This is a genomic window from Mobilicoccus caccae (assembly GCF_030161635.1).
GTDB lineage: Bacteria > Actinomycetota > Actinomycetes > Actinomycetales > Dermatophilaceae > Mobilicoccus > Mobilicoccus caccae.
Genome location: NZ_BSUO01000001.1, coordinates 3,048,111 through 3,065,421 on the forward strand (window position 1 = coordinate 3,048,111; position 17,311 = coordinate 3,065,421).

A 17,311-nucleotide genomic window follows, 5' to 3' on the forward strand; every position below is an offset into this window, starting at 1 on the left:
CGCGCGCGGGTCGGGTCGGCAGCGACGCCGTCGTGGCTCAGAACGCCGTGGTCATGGCGGAGGCGAGGACCACGAGCCCGGGGATCGCCAGGAACGTGCCGACGATGTAGACGGCGGCCAGGGACCTGCGCTCCGTGGCGACCGCGGCCAGCGTGCCCGCCGCGCGCAACGGCACGTCCCGGAGGAACGGGAGCACGTAGATGACGACGATTCCGGTGACGTTGAACAACAGGTGCACGAAGGCGACCTGCAACGCGATCTCGGCGCCGTCGGTCCCGCTGAGGGCCATGGCGGCCAGCAGCGCCGTGAAGGTGGTGCCGACGTTGGCACCGAGCGTCATCGGGTAGATCTGCCTCGGTGTCAGGGCGCCGGACCCGGCGAACGGGACCATCATCGAGGTCGTCACCGACGAGGACTGCACCAGGACGGTGACGACGGTGCCGGCGATCATCGCGACGACCGGGTTCTTGCCCACCGCGGAGTGCAGGATCCTGCGCGCCGTGCCCACCATGACCGACTGCAACAGCGATCCCAGCAGACGCACGGCCAGGAAGATCATGGCCACCCCCAGCACGATGGTCGCGACCGGCCCCATCACGCCGGGGATGGCGAGGGTGAGCCCGGTGACCAGGTCGACGACGGGGTCCGTCATGAGGGACACGATGTCCGCCTCGCCGGGATCGGGCGCGTAGACGCCCGCGAACGCGTCGGCCATCGCCCCGCTGACGCGCTCGAGGAAGCCCGTGAGCAACTCCAACGGGAGCAGGATCGCGACGGCGAGAAGATTGAAGAAGTCGTGCATCGTGGCCGAGGTGAACGCGGGTTTGAACTCGCGCTTGTTCGTCACGTGGCCGAGGGATGCCAGGCTGTTGGTCACCGACGTGCCGATGTTGGCGCCCATGATCATCGGGATGCCGACCGAGAGTGGCATCGCGCCCGACGCGACGGCGGCGACCACGATCGAGGTCGTCGTGCTGGAGGACTGGATGATCGACGTGGCGAGCAGGCCGACGAACAGCGCCACGACGGGGTTGGCCGCGAAGTCGAACAGGCCTCGCGCCGCGTCCTCTCCGAGGGCCTTGAACCCGTCACCGATGGCACCCACCGCGCAGACCAGCAGGTAGAGCGCGAGGAGGACGCCGACCCACCGCAAGGCCTTCTGCGTCGTGGACAGGTCGTTCCGCTCGTCCTCTCGCGACACCTCATGATCGGGCCGAGCCGGCAGGTCGTCCCGGCGGCCCGGGGCCCGGCGTTCCTGCCGGGGGTGGTGGGGCAGGGTCGTCGTGTCGTCGGGGGAGTCGGCCTGGGTGTGGCGAGGGGCGGACATGCCTCCACGTTGGGAAACGTGAGTGCACCGATCATGACGAGCGGGTGACCTGAAGTTGAACTTCCTTGTGATGAAGCGGGTTCCACCGCTGCGGCGCACCAGCCGTCAGTCCATGCGACCCACGTCGACGACCCGGAAGACGAGTTCGCCCGCCTCGTCGGAGGCCGCCAGGTCCACCTCGGCCCAGATCCGCCAGTCCCGGTGGCCGGCGGGGTCGTCGAGGATCTGCTGGACCAGCCAGAACCCGGCCTCGCTGTCGGCGTCGACGACGAACATCGACGGGCCGCGCGCGTCCGGGCCCGTGCCGATCTCCTCGTGCTCCTCGAAGTACTCCTCGAGCGCGTCGGCCCAGTCGTCGGCGTCCATGCCCGGAGCGCCCACGGAGGTGGGTGCGTCGAGGCGGCCCAGGTCGTCGACACGTCGTCTCGCGGCCAGTTCGACCCGCTGCCACAGGGCGTTGCGGACGATCACCCGTAGCGCACGGGGGTTGCTCGTCAACGGCCTGGCCGTCGCCGAACGCGCCCGCACCTCCTCCAGATCGAGGTCGCCGCGGTCGGGATCGGTGAGGACCTCCCACTCGTCCAGGAGCGAGGAATCGGTCTGCCGGACGACCTCCCCCAGCCACTCGATGAGGTCGTCGAGTTCCTCGGTCTTCGCCGCGTCGGGAACGGTCTGGCGCAGCGCCTTGTAGGCGTCGGAGAGGTACCGCAGCACGACCCCCTCGGCACGGGCGAGGTTGTAGAAGGCGACGTACTCGCCGAACGTCATCGCCCGTTCGTACAGGTCACGCACGATGGACTTCGGCGACAGCGCCTCCTCGTCCAGCCAGGGGTGCGTCTGCCGGTACATCGCGAACGCCGCCTCGAGCAGGTCCTGAAGCGGCTTGGGCCAGGTGACCTCCTCGAGCAGCTCCATGCGCTCCTCGTACTCGATGCCGTCGACCTTCATCTCGGCGACGGCCTCTCCCCTGGCCTGGAACTGCTGGGCCATGAGGATCGGGCGCGGGTCGTCGAGCGTGGACTCGATGATGCTGAGCACGTCGAGGGCGTAGAGCGGGTCCTCGCGGTCGAGCAGGTCGAGGGCCGCGAGCGCGAACGGCGAGAGCGGCTGGTTGAGGGCGAATCCGCGCTGGAGCTCTTCGACGACGCGCAGGGTGCGGCCGGTCTCGTCGGGTTCGCCCAGCTTCTCCACGACCCCGGTGTCGAGCAGGGTGCGCAGGATCTCGATCGCCTGGCGCTGCAACCGCACCTGCTGACGGGGCGGCTCGTGGTTGTCGGTGAGCAGCTTGCGCACCGCCGTGACCGCGTTCCCCTCCCGCTGGATCATGTTGAGGATCGTCGCGTGGCTGACCCGCATGCGGCTGACCATGGCCTCGGGCTCGCCGTCGCGGATGCGGTGGTAGGTGTCCTCACTCCAGTTGACGAACCCGTCGGGAGCCTTCTTTCGCTGGACCTTGCGGCGCTTCTTCTCGTCGTCGCCGGCCTTGAGGAGCGCCTTGTGGTTCTCGATGACGTGGTCGGGGGCCTGCACGACCACCGAACCGCTCGTGTCGAATCCGGCCCGCCCCGCGCGCCCGGCGATCTGGTGGAACTCGCGGGACTTGAGCAGCCGCTGCTTGGTGCCGTCGAACTTCGTCAGCCCGGTGAGGACGACGGTGCGGATGGGCACGTTGATGCCGACGCCCAGGGTGTCGGTGCCGCAGACGACCTTGAGCAGGCCCTTCTGCGCGAGGGTCTCCACGAGCCGTCGGTACTTGGGCAGCATCCCGGCGTGGTGGACGCCGATGCCGTGCTTGACCAGGCGGGAGAGGGTGGCGCCGAACCCCTTGGCGAAGCGGAATCCGCGCAGCTCCTCCAGGATTCGTGCCTTCTCCTCCTTGGTCGTCACGTTGAGGCTCATCAGCGCCTGCGCCCGCTCGAGGGCGGCGGCCTGGGTGAAGTGGACGACGTAGACCGGCGCCTGATGGGTGGAGAGGAGCTCTTCGAGCGTCTCGTGCAGCGGCGTCATCGCGTAGTGGAACGACAGCGGCACGGGACGCTCGGCGCCGGCGACGACGGCGGTCTGCCGCCCGGTGCGGCGGGTGAGGTCCTCGGTGAACATCGCCACCTCCCCCAACGTGGCGCTCATGAGGAGGAACTGGGCCTGCGGCAGCTCGAGGATCGGCACCTGCCAGGCCCAGCCGCGGTCGGGCTCGGAGTAGAAGTGGAACTCGTCCATGACGACCTGCCCGATCCGTGCACCGGGCCCCTCGCGCAGCGCGATGTTGGCGAGGACCTCGGCCGTGCAGCACACGATGGGCGCCTGCGCGTTGACGGCGGCGTCGCCGGTGAGCATGCCGACGTTCTGCGCGCCGAACGTGGCGCAGAGGTCGAAGAACTTCTCGCTGACCAGCGCCTTGATCGGTGCCGTGTAGTAGGTACGGCGCCGGGTGCGCGCGAACTCCGCGAGGGCGAAGAAGTGGGCGCCGGCGGCCACCAGCGACTTTCCCGACCCCGTCGGCGTCGCGAGGATGACGTTCGAGCCCGTCACGAGTTCGAGGAGCGCCTCCTCCTGATGCGGGTACGGCTCGATCCCCCGCGCGGTCACCCAGTCGATGAAGGCGACGTACAGGTCGTCGGGGTCGAGGTCCCCCGCCGTCGTGGGCGAGAGATCGGTCAGGGCGTCGGCGAGCGTCGGAACGGTCATGAGGCTCCCATCGTCCCACCCACCCGCGACATCGCAGAACGCACCTCAGACGGCATCGAACCGGTCGTGATCACAGCCGTTTCGATGCGTTCTGCGATGCGGCGCGTCGTCAGCGCGTGAAGACCACCGTGGTGGAGCCACGCAGCATGACCCGGTCCTCCAGGTGCGCGAGGACGGCCTGGGCGAGGACGCGGCGCTCGATGTCGCGACCCTTGCGGACGAGGTCGTCCGGGGTGTCGCGGTGGCTCACCGGCTCCACGTCCTGGGCGATGATCGGGCCCTCGTCGAGGTCGGCCGTCACGTAGTGCGCCGTCGCGCCGATGAGCTTGACCCCCGCTCATACGCCTGGTGGTAGGGCTTGGCGCCCTTGAACCCCGGCAGGAAGCTGTGGTGGATGTTGATGCACCGCCCTTCCAGAGCGGTGGCGAGGTCGTCGGAGAGGATCTGCATGTACCGCGCGAGGACGACGAGGTCGACGTTCTCCCGTTCGACCAGCTCGAGGATCGATCGTTCCTGGTCGGCCTTGGTCTCGGGCGCGACCGGGAGGTGGTGGAACGGCACCTCGCCCAGCCCGGTGAAGGACTCACGCGGGTGGTTCGACACGACGCCCACCAGATCCATCGGCAGCTCACCGGTCCTGTACCGGTACAAGAGGTCGACGAGGCAGTGGTCGGCCTTCGAGGCGAGGACGAGGACGCGTCGCGGCCGGGCCGCCGAACGCACCGACCACTCCGCGTCGAGGCTGCGCAACACCGGGGCGAGACCGGTGCCGTACCCCTCCTCGCCCAGGTCGGTCCGGACGGGCACGAACGCGAGCCGTGCGAAGAACCGGCCCGAGAGACGGTCGTCGAACTGCTGACCGTCGGTGATGTCGCAGCCGAGCTGCGCCAGGGTCGTGGTCACCGAGGCCACGATGCCGGGCTTGTTCTCACACGAGAACTGCAGCACGTACGGGCGGGTCTGCTCGGGGGACTCGGCGCGCATCACGATCTCACTGGGGTGGGGGCTGGGTCGGACTCAGGCTCGGGTTCAGGCTCAGACCAGGAAGCGGTAGAACGGGCTGTCGGCGGGGATGCGTTCGATGTTCATCGGGCTCTCGGCCATGCGGGAGAGCAGCCCTTCGAGGTCGTCGCGGCGGGCGAGTTCGATGCCGACCAGGGCCGGTCCGGATTCGCGGTTGCTGCGCTTGACGTACTCGAACAGCGCGATGTCGTCGTCGGGGCCGAGGATGTCCTCGACGAACCGCCGCAGCGCTCCGGGCTCCTGGGGGAAGGTGACGAGGAAGTAGTGCTTGCGGCCGAGGTCGACCAGGGAGCGCTCGACGATCTCGGCGTAGCGGGAGACGTCGTTGTTGCCGCCAGAGAGGATGACGACGACGTCCTGGCCGGGTTCGACGTCGATCGAGGCGAGCAGCGCCGCCGACGCGAGCGCTCCGGCGGGCTCGGCGATGATGCCGTCCACCTGGTAGAGGTCGAGCATCTCGGTGCAGATCCGGCCCTCGTCGACGGTCACGAGGTCGAGGTCGTGGGGGGCGACGGTGGCGTAGGTGAGGTCGCCGGCGCGTCGGACCGCGGCGCCGTCGACGAACGTCTCGATCGACTCCAGCGTCACGGGTCCACCGGCGTCGATCGCGGCGCGCAGGCAGGCGGCGCCCGTGGGTTCGGCGCCGACGATGCGGGTGCGGGGGTGGCGTGCCTTGAGCCACGTGGTGCACCCGGCGAGCATCCCCGCCCCGCCGACGGGGACGACCAGCACGTCGGGCGCCTTGCCGAGCTGCTCGGTGATCTCGATGGCCGTGGTGCCCTGCCCCGCGATGGTGTCGGGGTGATCGAACGCGGGCACCTGCACGGCGCCGGTGCGCTCGGCGTCGGCGATGGCGGCCGCGGCGGCGTCGTCGTAGGTCTCGCCCTCGACGAGGATCTCGACCCGTCCCTCACCGAGCGCGGCGATCCGCTCGCGCTTCTGACGCGGCGTCGTGCTGGGCACGTGGACGCGCCCGTTCAGGCCGAGTTGCGCACAGGCGAAGGCGAATCCCTGCGCGTGGTTGCCGGCGCTCGCGCACACGACTCCCTGGGCGCGCTGCTCCTCGGGCAACTGGGCGATGAGGTTGTAGGCCCCACGCACCTTGTAGGAGCGCACCGGCTGCAGGTCCTCGCGCTTGACCCAGACCCGCGCACCTGTCGCCGCCGAGAGGCGGGCCGAGGGCAGCAGTGGCGTCTCGCGAATGACGGAACGCAGCCTGACGAAGGCGGCTTCGACATCGACGGCACTGACGGAGGTTTCGGTCACGGTCACATCATCCATCGTGCCTCCCCTGCCCGAGGGGTGGGACACGGGGTCCGGATGCCGAGAGCACCGGCGTCGAGTCCGGACAGGGCACCCCGCGTCGCCGAACGCCCGTCAGCGGAGAGTGACTCTGCGATCCCAGGAGTGGGCGGTGCGCCAGACGAGGGCGAGGGTGAGTGCGACGAAGAGGAGGATCATCCCGAACGGCATCGCGGTGGGGTCGGCGCCAGAGGTCATGGCGGCCAGGTAGTCGACTCCTACGAGGTGCAGCACCCCGTCGTTCACTGTGAGACCGAGCGGGACGGCGACGATCGAGACGAAGGTCAGCACCTGCGTGATCAGGTAGAGGGCGAACCAGACGAGGATCGGGCCTCCCGGTCCGAGCGCCGCGAGGCGCCCTTCGCTACCGATCGAGGCCGCGAAGTAGTACTGCACCAGGTAGGCGAGGGCCATCCCGACGACACCGGCGACGAGGACGATCCACGTCGTGATCGACAGGGCCTGCCCGATCGGCGCCATCAGGGAGCCCAGGTGCGTCCACGCGCTCACTCCGGGTGGGGCGACCCCCGCCGCGAACGCCCAGAATGGCAGCACGGCCAGGCCGAGGGTGAGCACGACGCCCGCGAAGACGACGAGGGTGCCGTACAGCAGCCGTGCCCGGTAGATCGCCGACCCGCGTACGGGGAGGGCATGGGTCAGGTAACCACCGCGGCCGTAGGCCGACCGCCAGTAGTCGACGGCGAGCCCGAGGAGCACGATGACCGGCGCGCCGGCGAGCGTTCCGACGGAGAGCAGGGCTCCCAGCGGCACGGACATCGTCAGCATGATGCCCGTGCCGACGAGCACGAAGAGGATGCAGGCCCCGGCGACGACGCCGAGGAACCCGCGGGTGCGGCGAAACTCATGGGCGAGCAGGGTGGTGGTCATCGGTGCATCTCCTTGAAGATCGCATCCAGCCCGGCGCCGTGCTCGGCGCGTAGGTCGTCGACATCGCCGGTGAGCACCACGCGGCCGCGGCGCATCATGACGACGGAGTCGAGCAGTGGCTCGAGATCGTGCACGAGGTGGGTCGAGACGAGAACGAGGGCGTGCTCGGGCAGGTCTTTGACGATGAGGTCGAGCAGGACGTCGCGAGCGGCGGGGTCGACACCCGAGATGGGTTCGTCCAGCAGGAACACCGAAGCGTCGCGCGACATGGCGAGGGCGATCTGCACCTTCTCGCGCATGCCCTTGGAGGCGTCCTTCATGCGCAGGTCGGTGCCGAACCCGAAGGAGTCGACGAACCGGGCGGCCTTGCGCTCGTCGAAGTCGGCGAAGAAGTCGCGGTACCAGCGCACGCAGTCCGAGATCCGGGCCCGGTCGGGCAGGTAGCTCACGTCGGGCAGAAAACTCACCCGCGCCTTGGACTCCGGGCCGGGGGCGTGGCCCACGATGCGTACGTCGCCGTCGTAGTCCTGCATCACGCCTGCGAGGATCTTGAGCAGCGTGGTCTTGCCGCAGCCGTTCTCGCCGAGCAGGCCGACGATGTGGCCGGGCGCGAGGGTGAGGTCGACCCCGTCGAGGGCGACGCTGCGACCGTAGGTCTTGGTCAGCCCGGTGATCTCGATGGCGGGAGTCATGTCGTCAGGCCTCCTCGTCGCCGGTTCGAGTGTCGTCTGCATGGGTGGTCCACCTTTCGGTCACCAGGGCGGTCGCGTCCTCCAGCGGAATGCCGAATCCCTTGGCACGGATGATGAAGTCGTCGGCGGCACCGGCGGCGATCTCGCGCCGGAGCCGATGGATGCGGGGGTGTCGTCGGTGACGAAGCGTCCGGCGGTGCGTTCGGAGCGGCAGAGCCCGTCACGCTCCAACTCGGAGAGAGCTCGCTGGACGGTGTTGGGGTTGACCCCCAGCTCGCCGGCGAGTTCGCGGACTCCGCCGATACGGCCACCGGGGCTCCATTCGCCGGTGACGATGCGCCGGGAGAACTCATGGATCAACTGATGCCAGATCGGCCTCGCGGGGTCGAACTCCATCGCCGCCCCCTCTCTGCCTGTGCTGCTGCATTAAGTACTTAGTACAGTAAGACGCGCTGGCGGTCCCGTCAACCCCCGCCTTGCACTCGTGAGAGGGGTGGAGCGTCCGCCGGCACTTCCCACTCACCAGTGGGCGCGCCTGCATCGTTCCCCGCCCACACCGATGCGCCGAGACCGCCGGTTATAACCGGCGGTCTCGGCGTTCTGTGTTCGTCAGGCCCTCAGGGACGACGTCGCGCCACCACACGGGCGTGGATCGCCTCGTCGTACAGGCGGTCGGCCCAGCGGCGGTATCCGCGGCCGGAGGGGTGGAAGCCGTCGGTGGCGAGGTCGCGGTCGTCGTCGAGTTCCGGAGTCGGCACGTGGGTGACGTCCACGTGACGCGAAGCGATCTCGGCGAGGACGTCGTCGAGCGCCCTGCCGTGCCGGCCCATGACGAAGCGCAGCGGCTGGGGCAGGGCGGGAAAGGCGCCGAGTTGTGGCACGCCCGCCAGGACGACGAGCGCTCCCGGCCGCAGGCACGCCCGGGTGCGTTCGAGCAGGGCGATCATCTCCCGCTCCCACCGGCCCACCGACGTCAGCCCGAGCGTGTCGTTGACGCCGAGCACGACGACGGCCAGGTCGTACTCGCCGACCACGTCGGGGAGTCGGCGCCCCCGGCCGGTCCGGAGTCGCGCACCGTTGCGGCCAATGACGGTCCACCTCACGGGGCGGCCGGTGTCGTCGTGGATCCGGCGGGCGAGCGCCGCCGCCATGCCCTCCTCGTGGGTGTCGACCCCTACACCCACCGCGGTCGACTCACCGACGACGAGCAGCCGGACGACGTCCCCGACCCCGGCCGCACCCGGCTCCTGCGCCCCGACCTCGGCGGACGCACCCACGACTCCCGTCGTCGGACCACCGGCCTCAGGGAGCCGCGGAACCCGGGCGAGGGTGCGGCTGCCCTGCGTCAGGAGCACCGGCGCGAGGACGAACGCGGCGGTGCGCGGAAGATGCGGCGAGATGCGGCGGACCAGAGCCATGAGCCGAGCATCTCAGGGCATCGCCTCCACTACGCCGCTCCCGGCTCATCGACGCACACCGCCCTTGGAGGCGCTGTAGCTGATCTGGCTCGTCGCGGCACCCATGACCGCCACGAAGGACGCGGTGTTGATGATCGACCCGCGGCCCTGCTCGAGCATGTGCGGAAGGGCGTACTTGCAGCACAGGTAGACGCTGGTGAGGTTGACCTCCTGCACGCGGCGCCAGGCCTCGAGCCCGGTGTCGAGGATGGAGGCGTCGTCCTCGGGAGAGATGCCGGCGTTGTTGAACGCGATGTCGACGCGGCCGAGCTCCTCACGGGTGCGGTCGAACAGGGCCCGGACACCGTCCCCCGCCCCGCCCCGCCTCGAGCCCGGTATTCACCGCCGAGCGACTCCACGACGTCCTCACGTTCCGGCAGGCGGTGGAGCCGGCTGCCGTCGCCCTGGCCGCGAGGTCGTCGCTCAGCTCCGACCAGCGTCGATACCTGCAGGACTGCTACGAGGCGGTGCACGCGGCGGACCGGGATCACTTCCGACCCTTCGACGCCCGGTTCCACATCGCCCTGGCCGAGGTGACCGGTTCGCCGTCGCTGGCCTCGACCGTCGCCGACGCCCGCGCCGCCGCGAGCGAGCTGCTCGACGCGATCCCCTACCTGGACAAGAACATCCACCACTCCGACGAGCAACACGCCGCGATCCTGCAGGCCGTCCTCACCGGCGACGCCGACACCGCTCGGTCGGTCATGGAGGAGCATCTGGAGGGCACCGCGGCCCTCCTGCGGGGCTTCCTCGCCGCACAGTGACCGAGCCCGGCGTCGCCACATCGGACTCGGCGACCCGAGCACCGAGCCCCCGCTGCGGTGCTGCATACTTCCGGGGAGGGTTCTGCGAACCCCAGGGCCTCTAGCTCAGTTGGTAGAGCATCGGACTTTTAATCCGCTGGTCGTCGGTTCGAGCCCGACGGGGCCCACCCGTCCCGGCGAAATCGCCGGACTCGAGTGCGCACCCGATGAGCCGGCGGATATCCTGATCGCAGGCCACGCGATCGCCAACGACGCGACGGTGCTGGCCGCGGACCACGACTTCGCACACATTGCGCAGGTCACAGACCTGCAGCACGAGTACATCGCCCCTACGGGCGCCACGACACGGACACCCGGCGTCGAGCTTTGACGGTTCATCCAGATTCCTGTCGCACACTGGAGCCGTCAGCGCACACTTCGCGAAGTACGCGCCAACGGTGTCGTGGCTTCACCTCTGCTCAGCATCGAGGAGAACCTCACATGTCCCGCACCATCACGCTCGCCACCTGGGAACAGGTCACCGGCGGGCTTCGTGACACCAACCCGTTCGACTTCATCGAGCACCAACTGGTGCCCCACTGCACGCGCGTCGGCCTCTACGACATCGTCCGCAGCTACTCCGACCAGGTCGCCGAGGCGCTTCCCGGGCACATCGACTTCGTCGACAACGCCTTCATCGCCTCGTCCGACGCCGTCACCGACCCCGAGGGCGTCCGCGCCGTCATCCTCGCCGCCATCAACGAGGCCGACGACCGGCACCGCCGTCTCGTCGAGAGCTGGCTCGCCTGAGGGGTGCCAGCCCTCAGGCCTCCAGGCGCTGCCAGTCGATGGCGCGCTTGAGGACCTTGCCGGTCGCCCCCTTGGGCAGCGCCTCGACGACGCGGAAGAGGTGCGGCACCTTGTAGGCCGACAAGTGCCCCTTGAGCCAGTCCCGCATGGCCTCGACGTCGAGGTCGGCGCCCGCCCGCGTGACGAGCACGGCGCCGACCTCCTCGCCGAGGGTCTCGTGCGGGACGCCCACCACGGCCGCCTCGACGACGTCGGGGTGGGTGTAGAGCACCTCCTCGACCTCACGCGGGTAGACGTTGTACCCGCCGCGGATGATGAGGTCCTTGGCCCGATCGACGATGCGCAGGTAGCCGCCCTCGTCGAGCGCGCCCAGGTCGCCGGTGCGCAACCATCCCTCCGGCAGGTCGACCGCGGTCGCCTCCGGGTTGTTCCAGTACCCCTTCATCACGGTCGGGCCGGCCATGAAGACCTCACCGACCTCACCGGCCGGGAGCACCGTGCCCTCGGGTGACCGCACCTCGACGGTCGTCCCCGGCAGCGGGACCCCGACCGTGCCGGGGCGCTGTTCGATGTCGAGGGCATGGTAGGTCGAGCCGCCCGTGGACTCGGTCAGCCCGTACCCCTCGAGGATCGTGCAGCCGAACCGTTCCTCGAACGCGCGGATCACCTCCACGGGCAGACTCGCCCCGCCGGACGCGGCGAGGCGGAGGGAGGCGACGTCGACCGGGCCGTAGTCCCCCGGCACGTGCAGCATCGCGATCCACATCGTCGGCACGCCGGAGAGCACGTTGAGCTGGTGATCGCGGACCAGCTCGACCATGGCGACCGGATCGAACGGGGAGAGCAGCGTCATCGACGCCCCCGCCGCCATGACCGCGTTGAGGCAGACGCACTGACCGAACACGTGGAACAGCGGCAATGCCGTGCCGAACCGTTCGTCGGCGGAGACGCCGAGCTGCGCGGCGAAGATCTGCGCGGTGTCGATGAGGTTGGCCTGGGTGAGTTCGACGCCCTTGGGTCGTCCCGTCGTGCCCGAGGTGTAGAGCAGGATCGCGGTCGCGTCACGACCGGCATCGACGGGCGCTTCGACCGGCTCGCCGGCCTCCGGGGGTGCCGCACCGTCGGGCAGCGGCCAGACATCGATCCCGAGATCGCGAGCCGCGGTGGTGGCGTTGGGCACGGCGGCGTGCCAGGCGATGACCAGTCGAGCACCGGAGTCCTGCAGCACGTACGCGATCTCCGGCGGCGCGGCCATCGTGTTCATCGTGATGACCACCGCCCCCAGCGCATGCGCGCCGTAGTAGGCGGCGAGGAACTCGGGCACGCTCGGCGCGATGAGGAGCACCCGGTCGCCCCGTTCGATGCCGGCCGAGGCCAGCGCACCCGCGTAGGCCCCGGCCTTGTCGCGGAGTTCTCCATAACTCCAGGTCACCTCACGGGTGCGCACCGCCGGTTGACCCGGTCGGGCGTCGGCGTGCTGCCACACGAAATCGGCGATGTTGGTCATGGAGCCCCTCCTCGACATGGACGCGCCGCCGACGCTATCCGAACGTGATCTCAGGTTCAACGGGTGTGGACAGGACCACGGCCATGCCGCGTCGGCGTGATCGGGCGGGTCAGAGCGGGAGATCGACGAGCTCGGCGAGGTCCTCCCGGTGCAGACCCGGTGTGCCGAGGGCCAACTGGTCGGACTTGGCCCGTTTGAGGTGGGTGTGCACCCGGTGCTCCCAGGTCATGCCGAGACCGCCGTGCAACTGCAACGCCTCCTCCGCCGCGTGCACCGCCACGTCGGAGCAGTACGCCTGAGCGAGTGCCTGGGCGACGCGGCTGTCGGGATCGTCGTCGGCGAGGGTGCCGGCGGCGTGGCGAGCGGCGGCCTGGGCCTGGACGACCTCGGTGTAGAGGTCTGCCAGGCGGTGCTTGATGGCCTGGAACGACCCGATGGGCCGGGCGAACTGGATGCGCTGCTTGCCGTAGGCGACGGTCTCCTCCAGGCACCATCGGGCCAGACCGTACTGCTCGGAGGCCAGCAGCGCGGCCCCCGCGCCGAGGGCCGCGTCGACGGCGGCCACGGCGGCCTCCCCGAGGCGAGCAGCGTTCCCTCTGCTTGCGGGATCACTTCCGCCAACCGGCGACTGGGGTCGAGCGAGACGATGGGCCTCACCTCGACCTCCTCAGCGGTGAGCCGGTGCAGGGTGACCCCCGCCTCGCCCTGGCGCGGCACGAGGAACACGTCGGCACCCGACGCACCGGCGACGGGGCGCACGCCCTCGGTCCCGATGCCCGCCCAGGCTCCGCGGCGGGCGGTCCAGGGCAGGACGAGCGCGGCGACACACTTCCCCTCGGCGAGGGCGGCCAGATCGTCGGTCGCCCCGGCGTGCAGCAACGCGGTGGTCGCGACGACCGCGCTCGTCAGAAAGGGCACCGGCGCGACCGCGCGGCCGATCTCCTCGCACACGACCGCGGCCTCACGCGCACCGGCCCCGACACCACCGTGCTCCTCGGGGACGAGCAGTCCGGCCACCCCGAGCTCGGTCAGGACCCGCCACACGCGACTCACGTCGGCGTCCGGGTCGTCGGCCAGTGCGGCGACGAACGGACCGTCGACGAGGCGGTCGAGCGTCGCGCGCACGCTGGCCCGCAGGGATTCCTCGACGTCGGAGTACAGAAGGTCGGTCATCGCGGCACGTCCTTGAAGGGAACGCCCTTGTCGGGGCGGTGTTCTGGGGGCAGTCCGAGCACCCGCTCGGCGATGACTCCCCGCATGATCTCGCTCGTCCCGCCCTCGATGGAGTTGCCCTTGGCGCGCAGGTAGCGAAACCCGGGGCCGCGGGCGAGGAAGGAGTTGGTCGTCGTGCGCGTCATCGTCCAGTCGTCGTAGGTCAGGCCCTCGTCGGGATCGAGTTCGAGGGCGAATCCGCTGACCTGCTGGGCGAGCCGGGCGAACGACAGCTTGAGGGCGGAGGACTGCGGGCCGGGCTGGCCCGCCTCCATCTGCTGGCCGAGGAGTTCACCGGCCAGGCGGGTGACCTCGCACTCCACCCACCAGTGCAGCAGCTCGGATCGCTTCTCGGGGCTGCGGACTCCGGGATCCTCGCGCCATCGGCCGGCCACCAGCCCGATCTGGCCGCTCTCACGGGCGCGGCCGGCGCCGATGGCGACCCGCTCGTTGTTGAGGGTCGTCGTCGCGGCCTTCCACCCCTCGCCCACCTCACCGATGCGATCGGCGTCGGGGATGCGCACACCGGTGAGGAACACCTCGTTGAACTCGGCCTCGCCGGTGATCTGCCGCAGCGGTCGCACCTCGACACCCGGGGTGGACATGTCGAGCACGAAGTAGGTCATCCCGGCGTGCTTGGGCACGTCGACGTCGGTGCGGGCCAGGAGGATCGCCCGCTGGGAGAGGTGCGCGCCGGAGGTCCACACCTTCTGCCCGTCGACGACCCACTCCTCACCGTCACGTACCGCGCGGGTGGCGACGGCGGCCAGGTCGGACCCGGCGCCGGGCTCGCTGAAGAGCTGACACCACGTCTCCTCGCCCGTGTACAGCGGCCGCAGATAGCGGTCGAGCATCGCGTCCTCACCGAACGCCAGCATCGTCGGTGCCGCCATGCCGAGGCCGATGGCACCGCGCACGAGGTCGGGGCCGGGTGCGCCGGCGGCGGCGAAGGCGTCGTCGACCTCACCCTGGCGGCGCCGGGACAGGCCCAGCCCGCCCCGACCCTCCGGAAAGTGCACCCACGCGAGGCCCGCATCGAACCGGGCGCCGAGGAACTCCTCGCGCGGGGTCGTCGTGGGGTCGAACCGCTCGAGCAGGAGTCGAACCCGATCCATGAGGTCGGTCATCAGGGGCCACCACCGGGGTGTCGTCGAACGGTCGGACAGTCCTCGCAACCTACGTGAACCCGCCTTCAGGTTCAATGGTCGGCCAGGACCGCGGGCAGTGCCTGAATCTCGGGCGTCTGATCTCAGCCGGCGGGGACCAGGAGGACCTTGCCGGTCGCGCCCCGCTGCTCCAGGGAGAGGAGGGCAGTGCTCGCGTCGTCCAGGGGGTGCGTGGCGCCGATGACGGGGGCCAGCGCGCCGCTCGCGAGGTGCGATTCGAGCTGGTCCCACTGCAGGCCGAGGTAGCCCTGACGCGTGAGGGCGTACGCCCCCACCCCACGCCGACGACCGAGACGTTGTTGAGCAGCAGCCGGTTGACCTTGACCTCGGGGATCGAACCGGCCGTGAAGCCGATGACCAGCAGACGGCCCTGCTCGCGCAGCACCCGCAGGGAGTCGGTGAACCGGTCACCACCGACAGGGTCGACGACGACGTCCACGCGCTTTCCGACCGTGTCCTTGAACCCCTCGACGAGCACGACGGAGTCCGCACCCGCCGCCCGGGCGACCTCGCCCTTGGCCTCGCTGGAGACGACGGCGATCACCTCACCGGCCCCGAACGCCTTGGCGACCTGGATCGACGCCGTGCCGATGCCGCCTGCCGCGCCGTGCACGAGCACGGTCTCGCCCTGCTGCAGCGCTCCGCGCTCGACGAGCGCGAAATGTGCGGTGCCGTAGTTGAACAGGAACGAGGCGCCCTGCTCGAAGGAGACGGAGTCGGGCAGCACGAACGTCATGTCGGGCGCGGCCACGGCCTTCTCGGCGAAGCCACCCAGCAGCGTCAGGGCGCAGACGCGGTCACCGACGGCCAGGCCGCTGCCCTCCGGGGCGCTCTCGACCACACCGGCCACCTCGGCGCCCGGCACGAACGGCAGGTCGGGCTTGATCTGATACAAGCCGCGGGTCTGCAACAGCTCGGGAAAGGCGACACCCGCGGCCTTGACGTCGATGACGACCTTGTCGTCGGCCTGAGGCTCGGGCAGGTCGACGATCTCGACCGCGGTCGGTCCGTCGAGGCTGGTGATCTGGACAGCACGCATGGGGGTTCCTCTCGTTCAGGGGGTCACGTCGGGCGTGGTGAGGCCGAGGGCGTTGGTCCAGAGGCGGGTCGCGGTGTCGACGACGTCCTCGACCGAGCCGCCCAGCCCGAAGATGTGGAAGGACTGCGCGAGGCGGCTGACCATGCCCGACAGGGCGAGCGAGGCGAGATAGGGGTCGACCCCGCGGTCGGCGAGCCCACGTTCCTGCAGGTCACGGATGGCGCGCGCGTTGCGTTCGACGAAGGCGTCGGCCCGCGTGCGGCGCATCCGCCGGAACCGTTCGTCGACGGCGGCCACCTGGTCGAGCAGGGCGTTGAGGCGGGCGTTGCGCCCGTAGGCGTCGAGGTAGGCGCGGTTGGCGGCGCGGATGATCTCCACGGGGTCCTCCGACTGGGCGAAGCGGCCGGTGCCGGGGTGCAGCATCTCGTGCTGCGCCTCGAGCAGCACCGCGGCGAGGACCTCGTCCTTGCCGTCGAACCACGTGTAGAAGCTGCCGATGGCGCAGCCGGCCTCGGCGGCGATGTCGACGAGGCGGGAGTCGACGTAGCCGTCCCGCTCGAACACGTGCCGGGCCGCGGCGATGAGCGCGGCCCGGGTGCGCTGCCCACGCTGCGTCTGCGGCTGGACCCCCACCATGCCCGGATCGACGATGTCGGGGAGCTCGCCGGAGTCGTTCTCGGCCTTCTCGGACGTCACCCGGCGAGCCTATCCGAACACGGTTTCAGGTTCGGTCCCACGACCGCGGCCTCTGCCAGGCGACCTCTCACGCGCGACCGGGTCGCGCCCGTCAGTCCTCGTCGGTGGCCTCGTCCTCGGGCTCACCGGTGGGACCGCCCTCGCTGTCGAGGTCGTGTCCACCGAGAGGTTCTTCGAGCCAGGCCTCCATCCGCCAGCCGGTGTCCGGGTCGCCGACGAGCGTCAGCATCGCGGTGTTGGGCACCCAGTGATCGGCGGCGTAGGCGAGGTCGATGTTCTCGCAGCGCAGGGCCGCCCAGACCCGGATCACGGCGCCGTGGGAGACCAGCAGCGCCGTGCCGTCGCCGACCTCACGGGCGACCTCCTCGACGACCTCGTCGAAACGCGCCATGACCTCGCGGCCGGTCTCGCCGTTCGCCACCCGCACGTCGGGGTCGGTGTCCCAGTCGAACACGCCCTCGATGTACTCCTCGATGGCGTCGTGATCGTTGCGCATCTCGAGGTCGCCGGCGGAGATCTCCCGGATGCCCCCGCGGATCCACGGCTCCATCCCCCGCGAGCGCGCCAGCGGTGCGGCGGTCTGCTGGGTGCGCACCAGGTCGGAGACGACGATGAGGTCGATCGACTCGTCGGCCAGTGCCGCCGGGATCGCCTCCGCCTGACGCCGACCGCGGTCCGACAGATCCGCTCCGGGGATCGCGGTGTCGAGGTGATGCCCGATGTTGGACGTGGTTTGACCATGGCGAACGAGGAACAGGCGCATG

14 protein-coding genes, 1 tRNA gene and 4 pseudogenes are annotated in these 17,311 nt (G+C 70.2%); 3 read left to right on the forward strand and 16 right to left on the reverse strand.

Annotated elements, in window-relative coordinates; all coding sequences use genetic code 11:
- Positions 1 to 37 precede the first annotated feature (37 nt).
- The 9 genes and pseudogenes from QQK49_RS14915 to QQK49_RS14955 form a co-directional block, all read right to left on the reverse strand.
- Positions 38 to 1,327 (reverse strand): Na/Pi symporter, encoded by a 1,290-nt coding sequence (locus QQK49_RS14915; protein ID WP_284304618.1) that lies wholly within the window; start codon positions 1,325 to 1,327, stop codon positions 38 to 40.
- 105 nt (positions 1,328 to 1,432) lie between these two features.
- A complete protein-coding gene (locus tag QQK49_RS14920) occupies positions 1,433 to 4,012 on the reverse strand; it encodes a DEAD/DEAH box helicase (protein ID WP_284304619.1) in 2,580 nt (859 codons plus the stop codon).
- Between the two features lie 109 nt (positions 4,013 to 4,121).
- Positions 4,122 to 4,996: pseudogene (gene purU, locus QQK49_RS14925) on the reverse strand (formyltetrahydrofolate deformylase).
- Positions 4,997 to 5,047: 51 nt separating this feature from the next.
- Positions 5,048 to 6,316 (reverse strand): threonine ammonia-lyase IlvA, encoded by a 1,269-nt coding sequence (gene ilvA / locus QQK49_RS14930; protein ID WP_431310541.1) that lies wholly within the window; start codon positions 6,314 to 6,316, stop codon positions 5,048 to 5,050.
- A 96-nt stretch (positions 6,317 to 6,412) separates the two neighbouring features.
- Complete coding sequence (locus QQK49_RS14935; protein WP_284304621.1) at positions 6,413 to 7,225, reverse strand: hypothetical protein; 813 nt, start codon at positions 7,223 to 7,225, stop codon at positions 6,413 to 6,415.
- Positions 7,222 to 7,959, reverse strand: a complete 738-nt coding sequence (locus QQK49_RS14940; RefSeq protein ID WP_284304622.1) for an ABC transporter ATP-binding protein — start codon at positions 7,957 to 7,959, stop codon at positions 7,222 to 7,224. The genes QQK49_RS14935 and QQK49_RS14940 overlap by 4 nt, the downstream gene beginning before the upstream one ends.
- An 18-nt stretch (positions 7,960 to 7,977) precedes the next feature.
- The gene (locus QQK49_RS14945; protein WP_284304623.1) at positions 7,978 to 8,313 is read right to left on the reverse strand and encodes a GntR family transcriptional regulator; all 336 of its coding nucleotides are present in this window, start codon (positions 8,311 to 8,313) and stop codon (positions 7,978 to 7,980) included.
- Positions 8,314 to 8,534: 221 nt separating this feature from the next.
- Positions 8,535 to 9,335, reverse strand: coding sequence for an SGNH/GDSL hydrolase family protein (locus QQK49_RS14950; protein WP_284304624.1), 801 nt, complete (start codon positions 9,333 to 9,335; stop codon positions 8,535 to 8,537).
- Positions 9,336 to 9,389: 54 nt separating this feature from the next.
- A pseudogene (locus tag QQK49_RS14955) lies at positions 9,390 to 9,641 on the reverse strand (SDR family NAD(P)-dependent oxidoreductase); the annotation flags it as partial.
- A 104-nt stretch (positions 9,642 to 9,745) separates the two neighbouring features.
- Here QQK49_RS14955 and QQK49_RS14960 point away from each other — a divergent pair.
- From QQK49_RS14960 to QQK49_RS14970, 3 genes and pseudogenes are all read left to right on the forward strand, one after another.
- A pseudogene (locus QQK49_RS14960) lies at positions 9,746 to 10,138 on the forward strand (FadR/GntR family transcriptional regulator); the annotation flags it as partial.
- Between the two features lie 94 nt (positions 10,139 to 10,232).
- Positions 10,233 to 10,305: transfer RNA gene (locus QQK49_RS14965), tRNA-Lys, on the forward strand.
- A 313-nt stretch (positions 10,306 to 10,618) separates the two neighbouring features.
- Positions 10,619 to 10,927 carry a hypothetical protein gene (locus tag QQK49_RS14970; protein WP_284304625.1) on the forward strand — a complete coding sequence of 103 codons (309 nt, stop codon included), beginning with the start codon at positions 10,619 to 10,621 and terminating at the stop codon, positions 10,925 to 10,927.
- A 13-nt stretch (positions 10,928 to 10,940) separates the two neighbouring features.
- On the opposite strand, the gene QQK49_RS14975 is transcribed toward QQK49_RS14970, so the two are convergent.
- From QQK49_RS14975 to QQK49_RS15000, 7 genes and pseudogenes are all read right to left on the reverse strand, one after another.
- Positions 10,941 to 12,434, reverse strand: a complete 1,494-nt coding sequence (locus QQK49_RS14975; protein WP_284304626.1) for a class I adenylate-forming enzyme family protein — start codon at positions 12,432 to 12,434, stop codon at positions 10,941 to 10,943.
- Positions 12,435 to 12,543: 109 nt separating this feature from the next.
- Positions 12,544 to 12,999: an acyl-CoA dehydrogenase family protein gene (locus tag QQK49_RS14980; RefSeq protein WP_284304627.1), complete on the reverse strand. Its 456-nt coding sequence runs from the start codon at positions 12,997 to 12,999 to the stop codon at positions 12,544 to 12,546.
- Positions 13,000 to 13,358: 359 nt separating this feature from the next.
- A pseudogene (locus tag QQK49_RS22880) lies at positions 13,359 to 13,607 on the reverse strand (acyl-CoA dehydrogenase family protein); the annotation flags it as partial.
- Positions 13,604 to 14,773 (reverse strand): acyl-CoA dehydrogenase family protein, encoded by a 1,170-nt coding sequence (locus QQK49_RS14985; RefSeq protein ID WP_284304628.1) that lies wholly within the window; start codon positions 14,771 to 14,773, stop codon positions 13,604 to 13,606. The gene QQK49_RS14985 and the pseudogene QQK49_RS22880, both read right to left, overlap by 4 nt.
- 49 nt (positions 14,774 to 14,822) lie before the next feature.
- A complete protein-coding gene (locus QQK49_RS14990) occupies positions 14,823 to 15,851 on the reverse strand; it encodes an NADPH:quinone oxidoreductase family protein (RefSeq protein ID WP_431310542.1) in 1,029 nt (342 codons plus the stop codon).
- Between the two features lie 15 nt (positions 15,852 to 15,866).
- Entirely contained in the window at positions 15,867 to 16,547 is a 681-nt protein-coding gene (locus QQK49_RS14995; RefSeq protein WP_284304629.1) for a TetR/AcrR family transcriptional regulator, read from the reverse strand.
- 91 nt (positions 16,548 to 16,638) lie between these two features.
- Complete coding sequence (locus QQK49_RS15000; RefSeq protein ID WP_284304630.1) at positions 16,639 to 17,310, reverse strand: histidine phosphatase family protein; 672 nt, start codon at positions 17,308 to 17,310, stop codon at positions 16,639 to 16,641.
- Position 17,311: the final 1 nt, after the last annotated feature.

Coding starts and splice junctions, on each gene's coding strand:
- QQK49_RS14945 (WP_284304623.1), bottom strand. CDS start 8,313: ATGGAGTTCGACCCCGCGAGGCCGATCTGGCATCAGTTGATCCATGAG.
- QQK49_RS14950 (WP_284304624.1), bottom strand. CDS start 9,335: ATGGCTCTGGTCCGCCGCATCTCGCCGCATCTTCCGCGCACCGCCGCG.
- QQK49_RS14920 (WP_284304619.1), bottom strand. CDS start 4,012: ATGACCGTTCCGACGCTCGCCGACGCCCTGACCGATCTCTCGCCCACG.
- QQK49_RS14990 (WP_431310542.1), bottom strand. CDS start 15,851: ATGCGTGCTGTCCAGATCACCAGCCTCGACGGACCGACCGCGGTCGAG.
- QQK49_RS14970 (WP_284304625.1), top strand. CDS start 10,619: ATGTCCCGCACCATCACGCTCGCCACCTGGGAACAGGTCACCGGCGGG.
- QQK49_RS14915 (WP_284304618.1), bottom strand. CDS start 1,327: ATGTCCGCCCCTCGCCACACCCAGGCCGACTCCCCCGACGACACGACG.
- QQK49_RS14940 (WP_284304622.1), bottom strand. CDS start 7,959: ATGCAGACGACACTCGAACCGGCGACGAGGAGGCCTGACGACATGACT.
- QQK49_RS15000 (WP_284304630.1), bottom strand. CDS start 17,310: ATGCGCCTGTTCCTCGTTCGCCATGGTCAAACCACGTCCAACATCGGG.
- QQK49_RS14985 (WP_284304628.1), bottom strand. CDS start 14,773: ATGACCGACCTCATGGATCGGGTTCGACTCCTGCTCGAGCGGTTCGAC.
- QQK49_RS14935 (WP_284304621.1), bottom strand. CDS start 7,225: ATGACCACCACCCTGCTCGCCCATGAGTTTCGCCGCACCCGCGGGTTC.
- ilvA (WP_431310541.1), bottom strand. CDS start 6,316: ATGGATGATGTGACCGTGACCGAAACCTCCGTCAGTGCCGTCGATGTC.
- QQK49_RS14975 (WP_284304626.1), bottom strand. CDS start 12,434: ATGACCAACATCGCCGATTTCGTGTGGCAGCACGCCGACGCCCGACCG.